The sequence below is a fragment of the Erwinia sp. E_sp_B01_1 genome, from assembly GCF_036865545.1.
Lineage (GTDB): Bacteria > Pseudomonadota > Gammaproteobacteria > Enterobacterales > Enterobacteriaceae > Erwinia.
On record NZ_CP142208.1, the window covers coordinates 2108322 to 2121147 of the forward strand.

The following is a 12826-nucleotide window of genomic DNA, read 5'->3' on the forward strand; positions in this document are numbered from 1 at the left end:
ACACATATTCAGATAATAACTGGGGTGTATTAAAACAGAAAACCGCGCCTAAAAGACAATCCGGGGTGCAATAACAACGAATGAGTTCCATAATGTTAAATTATTGTTTTAAATATCACGGCCCGCGCTGAAGGCCCGGAGGGGCAGGTGAAGGGGTTGAAATTCATATCATTGTGCTAAAGGAGAGAGTCATGGTCGCCAACCGCATTGAGAAAGATTCAATGGGTCCCATCGAAGTTCCCGCGGATAAACTTTGGGGCGCGCAGACGCAGCGCTCCCTTGAACATTTCCGCATCTCCACCGAAAAAATGCCCGTTGAGCTGGTGCGGGCGCTCGCCCTGACCAAGCGCGCAGCGGCCAGGGTTAACAGCGATTTAAGCCTGTTACCGGCTGAACGTGCAGAAGCCATTATTGAGGCCGCAGATGAAGTTCTTGCCGACAAGCACGGTGCAGAATTTCCACTGGCCATCTGGCAGACCGGGTCCGGTACCCAGACCAATATGAATATGAATGAAGTGCTCGCCAATCGCGCCAGTGAAATACTGGGTGGGGAGAGGGGGATGGAGCGCCTGGTTCATCCTAATGACGACGTGAACAAAAGTCAGAGTTCTAACGATGTATTCCCTACGGCGATGCATGTTGCCGCCGTGCTGGCACTGCAGGAACACCTGATCCCTCAACTGAAAATTCTGCAGCAGACGCTTAACGACAAAGCAGAAGCTTTTAAAGACATCGTCAAAATAGGCCGTACCCATCTGCAGGATGCCACGCCGCTGACGCTGGGACAGGAAATTTCTGGCTGGGTAGCCATGCTGAACCACAACCTCCGGCATATAGAGCAGAGTATTCCTCATGTCGCCGAACTGGCGCTGGGGGGGACAGCCGTAGGGACCGGGCTGAACACCCATCCTGAATATGCTGTGCGTGTGGCCGCTGAGCTTGCTGAATTAACGAAACAGCCCTTCGTCACCTCACCGAATAAATTTGAAGCCCTGGCAACCTGCGATGCGCTGGTTCATGCTCATGGATCCCTTAAAGGCCTGGCGGCTTCACTGATGAAAATTGCCAATGATGTTCGCTGGCTCTCTTCCGGTCCGCGTTGTGGTATTGGTGAAATTGCCATTCCCGAAAATGAACCCGGCAGTTCAATCATGCCAGGTAAAGTGAATCCTACCCAGTGTGAAGCCATGACGATGTTGTGCTGTCAGGTGATGGGCAATGACGTTGCGGTAAATATGGGCGGTGCGTCTGGCAATTTCGAGCTGAATGTTTATCGCCCGATGATTATCCATAATTTCCTGCAATCCATTCGTATGCTGGCGGACGGCATGGACAGCTTTAATCACCATTGTGCGGTGGGTATTGAGCCAAACCGCGATCGCATTACCCAACTGTTGAATGAGTCATTAATGCTGGTTACCGCGTTAAATACGCACATCGGTTACGATAAAGCAGCAGAAATTGCGAAAAAGGCGCATAAAGAGGGACTTACTCTGAAAGGTTCCGCGCTTAAATTAGGTTATCTGTCGGAAGAAGAGTTTGATGCCTGGGTGCGCCCGGAAGAGATGGTCGGCAGTATGAAATCCTGATCCAGCCAGCTAAAAAAGAGCGGAAAGTTTCCGCTCTTTTTTTTGCGTGAAATTCATGGCTAATGCTCACGGTCGCTATAAAGATGCAACCGGGGGATAACGGAGAACAGCGGTATTGCCTGAGGCTTATATCGGTGTGCCACATTAGTGGCATCGTAATTCAGCAACTCCCCCAGTTTTGGGACGCTGGCAGAATCGGGACAAAGAACCAGTAAAGGAGAAGGGCAGGCAAGTTGTGTCTGCTTTTGTTGTTGTTTATTCCATACGCGGGCAATGGGCTGAACCTTGACCGGCCGTTTTATCTTCAATTTTGCCGATGAAGGTAAAGAACTAATCCGCTCAATTTCTTCTGTCACTTTTTCAGCCCACTGCTCACGACTCCAGGGCGCCATTGCCCGTCCTGAGTTAAGGCTTTTATTCAGTTTTTCGAGCACTTCTTCCCGGGTGACATTTTTTATAATGTGTTTATTCGCCCAGCCAAAACGCAGTGAGTCTGGTGCCTCAAGCAGGGTAATAGCCCGATAAGCATTCAGGGTTATCAGGCCACGCATGTGAGTATGAACAAATTCAAACCGTTCTTCGCTGGGAACGCCTGACTCAAGGGTAATTATCTCTTCAAGCCGCAGTTTAAGATTATTTATTACCCTGACCTGCTCTCGTACAATCGCCGCCTGTTCCGGGCTGGCCTCAAAGCATATTGCCCCCGGCAGCCGTACAGCAGCTTTAGTGCTTAATGATTCAGACTGATGCTGGATAAATAACCGGCCATAGTGGGCCAGCGCCAGATTCAGTGCAGGTTTTGCCAGATGCTGCGTCACGGTTATTTCAGTCAGAGGATCGTGTTCCTGACCTTTATGAATGGCCGGAAGTTCAAAAATCCTCGCCATCAGCAGCCGCAGGGAGGGCAAACCCTGCGTGAGGGCTGACAGAGCGGTCTGCAAATCCGTAACGCAACGATGTAAGTTCTCAACCGCATCATATCGCATATAAACCTCTTAGTTACAACATACTGTATATTTGCCGGGTTGGAGGATTCAGTTCAATTTTAAGAGCAACGGATCGGGAAGAGTTAATTCAAACTGCGAGACAAATCAGGGAAGGGGAGTTTGCCACGCCAGTTTATCTGACGTGGCAGGAAGATTAGATCAAAAAGTCTTCCAGTTTTTTACCCTGGTCCAGCGCCTGCTTAATTACAGCAGGGGTACGGCCCTGGCCGGTCCAGGATTTAGTTTCGCCGTTTTCATCAGTGTACTGATATTTTGCCGGGCGAGGAGCGCGTTTAGCACGCGATTTACCGGTAGTGGTTTCAGCAGCGGTCAGTTCGCTTAAATCGATACCATCATCCAGTAACATCTGACGATATTTCGCCAGCTTCTCTTCTTTTTCCTTGACCTCAGAAGCGATAGCCGCTTCTGATTCACGACGTTCATTAACTACCGCTTCGAGTTTTTCCAGCATCTCTTCAAGTTCAGTTAAAGAAACTTCACGAGCCTGTGCACGAAGGGTTCGAATGTTATTTAATACTTTCAGAGTTTCGCTCATAAAGGAATCCGTAGCGTTAAGGTGGTTTAAAATTAATCTGTGTATGTATCGGAGACCAGTGTACATAGAAAAATGCTGGTAAAGAACACCTGAAAGTAAATTTCTTTATTTATTTTATCTTTTTGCCTTGTTTAACGGCAAATTTATCCGGGTCGTCTGGCCTATATTTACATTAATGAGACAATTCTTAACGCATTCCGGAGAGGAAAGGTTGGGCAATTGAACAATTCTCAGCACGGCGGTAATCCTTTAGTCACGGATTTTGTCACAATATTATATTTATCTGACAGAAGCAGAGCCATTTTAATATGGGATGGTTATCCACTTCAGGTGTAATAAGCAGCGTCATTTTTACCGGTAACCCTGACGCAAGTGCAGGTTTTTAGTTACAACATACTAATGGGTATTCAAAACCACTTCGTCGCTTCAACCAGGTTAAAAAATGGGACACTGATTAAACTGTAAGAAGGCCTGCCAGCAGGAGGGGGAGCTGATAATATATTCGCGTTGGACGTTAACCTGTTTTGGAGTAAAGAATGAAAATACCGCCCTTGCGCTGGTTATGGCTGATTCTGTTTTCCGCGCTGGCAGTGCTGGGACTTGAAAGCCTGAAGCTTCCTGCTGCACTGTTACTGGGACCTATGGCAGTAGCGATTATCTTCGCCTCACGTGACAAACCTTTAGTTATTTCCCGCACTCTTTTCTGGCTGGCGCAGGGCGTAGTGGGCTGCATGATTGCCAGAACCATCCCTGCCTCAGTATTTGTTGAAATGGCAAAAAACTGGCCTTTATTTATCTTCAGCATCTTCTCGGTGATTGTTGCCAGTGCTTTCCTGGGATGGGTATTGACGCGCTGGAAGATATTACCCGGCTCAACGGCTATTTGGGGATCGTCGCCAGGTGCGGCTACAGCAATGACGTTGATGGCAGAAAGCTATGGTGCGGATGTGCGCCTGGTGGCTTTTATGCAATACCTTCGCGTGGTGATTGTGGCAGTAGCGGCTACGGTAATTTCCCGTATCTGGGCACCTGAAGTGCCTCAGGGCAACGTTGTTTCCAGCTTTCATTTAATTCAGCCGGTGGCCTGGGGGGATTTCGGTCTGACTTTGCTGTTAATTTTGGCAGGACTGATCGCCAGCCGGTTGTTTCGTATTCCCGCGGGGCCATTATTATTAACCCTGGCTGGAGGCGTGCTTTTTCAGGATTTTGGCCTGGTTAACATTGAATTGCCTCCTGTGTTATTAATGGCCGCTTATGCTCTGATTGGCTGGAGTATAGGATTACGATTCAATCGCGCGATTCTTGCCTATGCGGCAAAAGCGCTGCCGCGGCTGCTGCTGGCTGTTTTGAGCCTGGTGGCGATATGTGGACTGCTGGCGTTTGGCCTGGTGCATTTTGCCGGCATAGATCCGCTAACGGCTTATCTGGCGACCAGCCCGGGTGGTGCAGATTCTGTAGCTATTATCGCTTCCTCCAGTCATGTAGATATGTCCTTTGTTATGTCGATGCAGACTGGCCGCTTTATTATTGTGCTGTTAACGGGCCCGGCACTGGCTCGTTGGGTTGCTAATTCGATGGCGGCGCGAGATCAAAAACAGGGTGAATGATAAAAAAAGCCAGGCTGATTAGCCTGGCCTGGTTATTTCATTTCAATCAGCTGCTTTCAGGGAAGGGCATGGTATTACCCGGCGCCTCCCGGTGAATATGCAGGAAGGTCAGATGACGTTCGTACTGGTCGAGTATGTCATTAATGATCTGCTCTTTAGTGTAATCCATCAAATCATTACCCTGGGTTCCTTCCAGCAGGAAAGTCTCCAGACGGAAATAATCTGACTTACCACTGCGCGCACGGTAGGTAAACGCCGGCACGGAATAACGCTGCGGCCAGATTTGATAGAGGAAGCTCTGCTCTTCACCCAGGGTTACCAGCATCTCCAGATGATTCAGGCGTTCATCTTCCAGAGGGGGAAGTTCGCTAACCTGAACCTGTGCGCCACGGCGCTCCAGTTCCACCGCCACTTCCTGCATGGCTGGCAGACAAACGGTATCGAGCATCTTTTTGGTGTGTGTGCTTCCGGGATAGTGCATCACACGGGAGATACGCTGCTTCCAGTTCAGACGATCGTCGCGGGAAACCGGAATGGGTGGCGTGCTCGCAACACTGCTGGCGCGACGGTGGTCTTCAACCCGCAGGGATTTATATAACCCGGCCATCACAAAGAAAATCACGAAGCTGAAGGGCAGCCCCATAATGACCGTGGTTTTCTGCAGGGCGGATACGCCATTGACCATCAGCATACCCAGCGTCAACAATCCGATCGCCAGTGACCAGAAGATGCGCAGCCAGTTTGGTGCATCGTTATTGATATCGCTCAGCCGTGAGGTGAAGTTACCCAGCACCAGTGAACCGGAATCCGCTGAGGTAACATAGAACAGCAGGCCGGTGATGGTGGCTACGGAAGCACTGAAGGAGAAAGCAGGGTACTGCGCCAGCAGGCTGTAGAATCCACGCTCCGGGTGCGCCAGCGTTTCCTGAGCAAAAGCCAGGTTGCCATGAATAATCTCATTCAGCGCGCTGTTACCGAAGATCGACAGCCACAGCAGGGTGAAGATAAACGGAATAGTCAGCGTGCCCACGACAAACTGGCGAATCGTACGGCCACGGGAAATACGGGCCAGGAACAGGCCTACGAACGGCGACCAGGCAACCCACCAGGCCCAGAAGAACAACGTCCAGTTGTTCATCCACTCAGTGGGACGATCGAACGCAAAGCTGTTCAGCGTCATGCCCATAAAGCGGTTGATGTAGTCACCCACGTTCAGCACCAGCGCATTCAGCAGGAAACTGGTATCTCCCACAAACAGCACAAACAGGATGAGTCCCAGGGCTAAGAGGACATTGAGTTCTGACAGAATTCGAATGCCTTTATTCACCCCCGAAGTCACGGAGATGGTCGCCATGATCACTGAAAGAGCAATCAGTGCTGCCTGTGCCGTCAATCCTTCAGGCACATGGAACAGGACATTCAGCCCATAGTTGAGCTGTACTACCCCGATACCCAGGGTAGTGGCTATGCCGAAGATGGTTCCAATCACCGCGGCAATATCCACAGTGTGGCCGATAGGGCCGTTGATCCGCTTTCCGAAGATAGGGTACAGGGCAGAGCGGATGGTCAATGGCAGGCCATAGCGGTAGCTGAAATAGCCCAGCGCAATCCCCATCAACGCATACATTGCCCAACCGGTCAGACCGTAGTGGAACAGTGTCCAGACCATTGCCTGACGAGCGGCCTCCATGGTCTGGCCCTGGCCTTCCGGTGGCATCATATATTGTGTGACGGGTTCCGCCACGGAGAAGAACATCAGGTCGATACCAATCCCTGCGGCAAACAGCATCGCCGCCCAGCTCATCAGGCTGAATTCAGGTTTGGATTGTTCAGGACCGAGTTTGATTGAACCAAAGCGCGAGGCGGCAATGACCACGACAAAGACAATATAAACGGTCGCTGCCAGCAGATAATACCAGCCAAAAGTATTAGATACCCATTCGAGGGCGTTGTTGATCCACCGATCGGATAAATCCGTGAAGAAAATCGTGGTGAGAGAAAATAGCAAAATCAGCACTGCTGAGGTGTAAAAGACCACTGGATTTATACGGTCTTGCTGTTCTTTCCTGGGTAATTCAGTCGTCGGCATAACATCTCCGAAAAATGATCAAGAGAGGATCCGATCTTCGCAAAGCGTGCCTTAGCGCATACTGGGAAAACTCCACCGCATATCCGCTAACTACACTGAGGAACAATCAGGTGTAATTTAGTCTATTGATATTTCACTGCTAATTAGTCAATTTTTCACCTTCTGAGCACGTTTAATGAGCTTTCAGGCACCCATGATAGGTTTTATTGATTGAGCATTCAATTAAAAATAAATTTTACAGCCGGACTGTGGGGTTTATTTCCACACAAAGAGTGGCTTTATTTGCCGCTTTATTCTCGATGAAGTGTCTATTTACCAGGACTTTTAGCAGAGGATATTTATCTGATTAAGACAAATTTACTCAGGAATATTATCGCTTTCACGCCAATAAATTTATCAGAACTGAAATGGCAGAGACAAAAATGCCGTCAGTGATTAGCTGACGGCATTAGCAGAAGGAGTCACTTAGCAGGTTGAGCCTCAGGGATTGACCCGCAGGTCAGCGTCGGCAAAAGCTCAATCGGGCTAATTTACTGATAAATTTCTGCGGTAGCGTGCATACGGTTGTTACCTGTAGTGGAGGTAACGCGGAATGATTTTGCACCTGCAGCATCAGCTTTGGCCGCTAACTGGGCTTCCAGCGAGGAGAGGTTAGTACCAGATGCGCTTACCACGCCCACCTGCTGTTGGTTTACAGGTTCTGCATTCACGATATCAGCAGCAAAACCAGCAAAGGATACGGAGGTCAGGGCGAGGGCGGCCAGGGTCATTTTCAGGGTTTTCATTGTAGTCTCTCAGTCAGTTATCAGGTTGCGTCGTTATTTATTAACGATCGATAACTAAATGGTATGCCTGTGGCGTTGTTACGTCAACACCAATTTATTATCGATCGTTAATTTAATTATCAACCACTTGATTAACCGCAATTTTAATTTTAAAAATTTTTTTCCTGACGGTGTTCAGGCTGAAAAGTCAACCTTTGTCAGCCCTGCTTCAGGAATGTGATCATCAGACTCGACAGGCGCAGGGTAATGTTTTTATAATGATCGGTAATTTATTCCTCAAAGAGTAACCCGGGAGAGGATTTATGACCGAACAGGAACTGATTACACGCAAGGGACGGGGACGGCCAAAAACCTTCGATCGTGAAGCCGCACTCGACAAAGCACTGGAACTGTTCTGGCGTCATGGTTATGAAGCTACCTCGCTGGCTGACCTGGTGGAGGCCACCGGCGCAAAAGCTCCGACGCTCTATGCGGAGTTTACAAATAAAGAAGGGATGTTCCGCGCAGTAGTCGATCGCTATATAGAAAAGTTTGGCGAGCAGCGTCATGCGGCGCTGGTCTGTCCTGACAGTGGCGTCGCAAGCGGCGTGGAAAGTTATTTCCGTTCCACTGCTGCCTGCTTCACGGACGGTGGGAAACCTGCTGGCTGTTTCTTTATCTGTACTTCAACGGCGCTTTCGGCGGATTCTGCCGAGGTGGCAGATATGCTGCGGGCACGCCACACTACTCAGGATAATCATCTGGAAGAGTTTCTCCGTAGCCGTCAGGCCGCGGGTGAACTTGACCAGAAAACTGACATTGCTGCGCTGTCTGCCTATCTGGGCTGCTTGCTTCAGGGGATGTCCGTAAGGGCCCGTGAAGGGGCAGGCAGGGCAGAACTGGATGGCATTATTGACACGCTTATGCTGCAATGGCCGATATTAAGCCGGACAGGCTGCGACTGACCCCGGCAGACCTGCAAAAAAGGAGTCACCATGACTATTGAATATGCAACCATCGCCGGAGGCTGCTTCTGGTGTACCGAAGCCGTCTTCAAACAGATTACGGGCGTTGTTTCCGTGGAAAGTGGCTATATCGGTGGCCATACCACCCATCCCACTTATCGTCAGGTTTGTGAAGGCGACACGGGGCATGCCGAAGCTATCCGTCTGGGATTCGATCCGCAGCAGGTAAGTTATGGCGATCTGCTGGATATCAGCTTTGCCACTCACGATCCAACACAGTTAAATCGTCAGGGCAACGATATTGGCACGCAATACCGTTCCGCCATCTTCCCGGCTGATGAAGCACAGGCAGAAGAAGCCAAAGCAGCTATCATTCGTGCCCAGCAAGATCATACCAGCCCGATTGTGACTACTATTGAAGGCCCGGCTGAATGGTATCCTGCAGAGGATTACCACCAGAACTACTGGGAGGGTGAAGGGCAGCAAAACCGTTACTGTATGGCTGTGATCCCTCCTAAATTGCAGAAACTGCATAAACGTTTTGCCGACCGCACTAAATAGTCAGTGCAGGAGCGGGCGCAATGCCCGTTCCTTACAGCTTTTTACTCCTCAGACGATTTCCCACCAGCAGAGCCACCAGCAACAGTCCGCTGATAAACGCGGTGATGCCGTGCCAGCCAAACTGATGCCAGAACACCCCGCCGAGCGTACCTGCAACACTCGATCCCAGATAATAGCTGAACAGATAGAGCGAGCTGGCCTGGCCTTTAGCCCGTTTTGCCCGTGGGCCAATCCAGCCGCTGGCAACCGAATGAGCGGCAAAAAAGCCTGCCGTGAACAGCATCATGCCGGGCAGGATTAGCCAGACAGAACTGAGCAGCGTCATCAGCACCCCAACCAACATGAATCCAGTCGCAAACAGCAGCACGGCAGCGCGCCCAAACCGGGCAGTCATCGCGCCCGCTTTGGGGGAACTCCAGGACCCGGTCAGGTAGACCACCGAGAGTAACCCCACGATGGCCTGGTTGAGTGAATAAGGAGGAGCAAGCAAACGATAACCGATGTAATTGAACAGCGTCACAAAGGCACCCATCAGCAGAAAACCTTCGGCAAACAGCAACGGCAGGCCACCATCTCGCCAGTGAAGCTTGAAGTTGATCAGCAAACTACGCGGTTTCAGCGAGGCGGGGCGGAAATGGCGTGAGGGCGGCAGGATTTTACAGAACATCAGCGCCGATGCCAGGGCAAAACAGCCGATAACCGCTACGGCGATGCGCCACGAAGTGAAGTCGGTTATCACACCGCTTAACAGTCTCCCGCTCATACCGCCTATTGAGTTACCGCTAATGTAGAGGCCCATTGAAAAAGCGATCACCCCCGGATGCACTTCTTCACTGAGATAAGTCATGCCAACAGCAGCAACGCCGCTTAGTGAAAGCCCGATCAGCGCCCGCATAATCAGAATGCCATGCCAGCTGGTCATGGTCGCTGAAAGCAGCGTACAGACTGCCGCCAGCAACAGTGCAGTCACCATTACCGGCTTGCGGCCTATTGCATCAGAGAGCGGGCCAGTGACCAGTAAGCCGAGCGCCAGCAGGCCGGTTGAAATGGATAAGGAGAGACTGCTGGCGGCCGGTGAGATGCCAAACTCCTGGGATAACACCGGCAATATAGGCTGTACGCAATAGAGCAGAGCAAAAGTTGCCAGTCCTGCGGTAAAAAGGGCCAGAGTGACCCGCATAAACTGCGGCGTGCCCCGCCGGATATAGCCATCAGTGACAGGAACAGAAGGGGAGAAGCGATCGGCGCTGTCATCAAGCGTCGCAGAAGGTGCCAGGCGATTCACGGTAAATACCTTGTAGTTAACATTACGTTAACTGTAATAAGGGATTATTATGATGTCTAATCTATTAATAATCTCGAATGAGACGTTTAAGATATGACTATTGAGCTGCGTCATTTACGGTACTTTATTGCGGTGGCGGAAGAGTTGCACTTTGGCCGCGCCGCACAGCGGCTGAATATTTCACAACCGCCGCTGAGCCAGCAAATTCAAATTCTCGAACAGCAGATTGGTGCCCGGTTATTCGCCCGCACTAACCGCAGCGTGCGATTAACGGCTGCGGGCGAACAGTTTTTAACCGATGCCAGGCAAATAATGCAGAGTGTGGCTCAGGCCGCCGATAAGGCCGCAAGGCTGCACCGGGGGGACGAGGGCGAGCTGAGGATCGGGTTCACCTCGTCCGCGCCTTTTATTACTGCGGTATCAGATGCGCTGTACACTTTTCGCCGCCAGCACCCTGGCGTCCATATTCAGATGCAGGAAATCAATACGCGCCAGCAGCTGCAGCCGCTGCATGAAGGCCGGCTGGATCTTGGCGTAATGCGTAATACACCGCTGCCGGAAACCCTTGACCATGAGCTGATGCTGCGCGAGCCCCTTTGTGCAGTGCTACCCCGGGAGCACCGGCTGGCAGGCAGGGCGGCTATTTCCGTAAAGGAACTGGAAGAGGAACCCTTTGTCTTTTTTGACCCGCAGGTGGGTACCGCGCTTTACACAGAGATTCTGGCGCTGCTCCATCGCTATGGCATTGCGCCGAATGTTGCTCAGGAGGTTGGCGAAGCCATGACCATTCTTGGCCTGGTGGCAACTGGCCTGGGCGTTTCGATCCTGCCAGCCTCATTCAGCCGTATCCGGCTGGAGGATGTCAGCTGGGTGGCTCTGAAAGAGCAGGATGCCTGGTCTGAAGTCTGGCTGGTCTGGTCAAGACGTCGGGAAGCTACCGCCGCAGTGAAACGCATGAAAGCGCTGCTTCTTAAGCAGACAAATGCTGGAATATCCGCCGGCTGAGCGCCTTTTATGTGCTGTAAATCACATTCCGAATCAAATATTTGACGCCATAAGAGAAGTGTTTCACCATGGCTGACAGCTTTATTTTGATGCGCGAAAATAAGTGGGAGCAGGGGTGTGATAGCGGACGGTCAGCCTGGCCACATCGACCAGATCAAACAGACAAACGCAGGGGCAGTTTATCGGCTGATCGATCGGTTTGGTCCCATTTCGCGTATTGAATTGTCCAAAAAAGCGCTGCTGGCGCCCGCCAGCATCACTAAAATTGTTCGCGAGATGCTTGAAGCCCACCTGGTGCAGGAAACCGAGTTTCAGGAAGCCGGAAGTCGTGGGCGGCCTGCCGTGGGTCTAATCCTGGATACTCAAGCCTGGCACTATCTTTCAGTGCGCATTGGCAATGGGGAAATTACCCTGGCCTTAAGGGATTTAAGCAGCCAGCTGGTGGTTGAGGATCTCTGCCCGTTACCCGTTGAAGCCAGCGATCCTTTGCTCACCCGTATCGTTGCCGTGATTGACGCCTTTTTTATTCGCCATCAGCAAAGGCTGGAACGCCTGACCGCGATTGCCATCACCTTACCCGGCATTCTGAACGCCCGCACCGGCATCGTTCACCGTATGCCTTTCTACCAGGTTACCGATATGCCCCTGGGGCCAGAGCTGGAAAAACGCAGCGGACTACCGGTCTATATCCAGCATGATGTCTGCGCCTGGACCCTTGCCGAATCACTGTTTGGCGCCTCGCAGGAGGCTAAAAACGTCATTCAGGTGGTGATTGATCATCAGGTAGGGGCCGGGGTTATCAGCGGCGGCAGGCTGTTGCATAACGGCAGCAGTACGCTGGTGGAGATCGGTCATATTCAGGTCGATCCACAGGGTAAGCAGTGCTACTGCGGGAATCACGGATGCCTGGAAACCGTAGCCAGCAGCGAAAATTTGCTGGAACTGGCGAATCAGCGTTTACTCACTGCCACACATACCCTGCTGAGTGAAGCGCCGCTTACACTTGATTCACTTTGTGATGCCGCAATCAAGGGCGATCCGCTGGCCAGAGAACTGATCGCCGGCGTGGGGCAAAGTGTGGGACGTATCGTGGCGATCATGGTTAATCTGTTTAATCCACAAAAAATTCTGATTGGTTCTCCCCTGAACCAGGCCAGTGAAATTCTGTTTCCTGCCATTTCCGACTGCATTCAGCGCCAGTCTTTACCCGATTACAGCCAGCAAATAGAAGTCGAACCGACGCAATTTTACAATGTCGGCACCATGCCCGGCGCTGCTCTGGTGAAAGATGCCCTGTATAACGGCACTCTTCTGGTGAAATTGCTGCAGGGCTGATAAGCAAAGAGTGTCAAAATGTTGCGCTAACGCAAACCGGTTCTCTCCTCCGTGACTTACCATAGCCGCTCCTGACAGTTAACA

General features: G+C 51.2%; 11 protein-coding genes. 6 read left to right on the forward strand and 5 right to left on the reverse strand.

Translation table 11 applies throughout. The features are described from left to right. Positions 1 to 191: 191 nt before the first annotated feature. Entirely contained in the window at positions 192 to 1589 is a 1398-nt protein-coding gene (gene fumC / locus VRC33_RS10160; protein WP_338563433.1) for a class II fumarate hydratase, read from the forward strand. 59 nt (positions 1590 to 1648) lie between these two features. Here fumC and tus read toward each other — a convergent pair whose 3' ends face one another. Continuing rightward, positions 1649 to 2575 carry a DNA replication terminus site-binding protein gene (gene tus, locus VRC33_RS10165; RefSeq protein WP_338563435.1) on the reverse strand — a complete coding sequence of 309 codons (927 nt, stop codon included), beginning with the start codon at positions 2573 to 2575 and terminating at the stop codon, positions 1649 to 1651. 154 nt (positions 2576 to 2729) lie between these two features. Beyond that, complete coding sequence (locus VRC33_RS10170) at positions 2730 to 3131, reverse strand: H-NS family nucleoid-associated regulatory protein (protein WP_306212757.1); 402 nt, start codon at positions 3129 to 3131, stop codon at positions 2730 to 2732. Positions 3132 to 3667: 536 nt separating this feature from the next. Here VRC33_RS10170 and VRC33_RS10175 point away from each other — a divergent pair. After that, positions 3668 to 4738, forward strand: a complete 1071-nt coding sequence (locus VRC33_RS10175) for an AbrB family transcriptional regulator (protein WP_338563442.1) — start codon at positions 3668 to 3670, stop codon at positions 4736 to 4738. Positions 4739 to 4784: 46 nt separating this feature from the next. Here VRC33_RS10175 and VRC33_RS10180 read toward each other — a convergent pair whose 3' ends face one another. Then, positions 4785 to 6827: a choline transporter gene (locus VRC33_RS10180; protein WP_338563444.1), complete on the reverse strand. Its 2043-nt coding sequence runs from the start codon at positions 6825 to 6827 to the stop codon at positions 4785 to 4787. Between the two features lie 530 nt (positions 6828 to 7357). After that, a complete protein-coding gene (locus VRC33_RS10185) occupies positions 7358 to 7612 on the reverse strand; it encodes a YdgH/BhsA/McbA-like domain containing protein (protein WP_338563446.1) in 255 nt (84 codons plus the stop codon). A 302-nt stretch (positions 7613 to 7914) separates the two neighbouring features. On the opposite strand from VRC33_RS10185, the gene VRC33_RS10190 reads away from it, so the two are divergent. Together VRC33_RS10190 and msrA are read left to right on the forward strand one after the other, a co-directional pair. Continuing rightward, complete coding sequence (locus VRC33_RS10190) at positions 7915 to 8556, forward strand: TetR/AcrR family transcriptional regulator (protein ID WP_338563448.1); 642 nt, start codon at positions 7915 to 7917, stop codon at positions 8554 to 8556. Positions 8557 to 8586: 30 nt separating this feature from the next. Then, on the forward strand, positions 8587 to 9117 hold the full coding sequence (gene msrA, locus VRC33_RS10195) for a peptide-methionine (S)-S-oxide reductase MsrA (RefSeq protein WP_338563451.1): 531 nt from the start codon (positions 8587 to 8589) through the stop codon (positions 9115 to 9117). Positions 9118 to 9148: 31 nt separating this feature from the next. Here the strand turns inward: msrA and VRC33_RS10200 are convergent, their stop codons facing one another. Continuing rightward, a complete protein-coding gene (locus VRC33_RS10200; protein ID WP_338563453.1) occupies positions 9149 to 10402 on the reverse strand; it encodes an MFS transporter in 1254 nt (417 codons plus the stop codon). 93 nt (positions 10403 to 10495) lie between these two features. On the opposite strand from VRC33_RS10200, the gene VRC33_RS10205 reads away from it, so the two are divergent. Then, positions 10496 to 11407: a LysR substrate-binding domain-containing protein gene (locus VRC33_RS10205; RefSeq protein WP_338563455.1), complete on the forward strand. Its 912-nt coding sequence runs from the start codon at positions 10496 to 10498 to the stop codon at positions 11405 to 11407. A 117-nt stretch (positions 11408 to 11524) separates the two neighbouring features. Next, positions 11525 to 12742: an ROK family protein gene (locus VRC33_RS10210; protein ID WP_338563458.1), complete on the forward strand. Its 1218-nt coding sequence runs from the start codon at positions 11525 to 11527 to the stop codon at positions 12740 to 12742. The last annotated feature ends 84 nt before the right edge of the window (positions 12743 to 12826 follow it).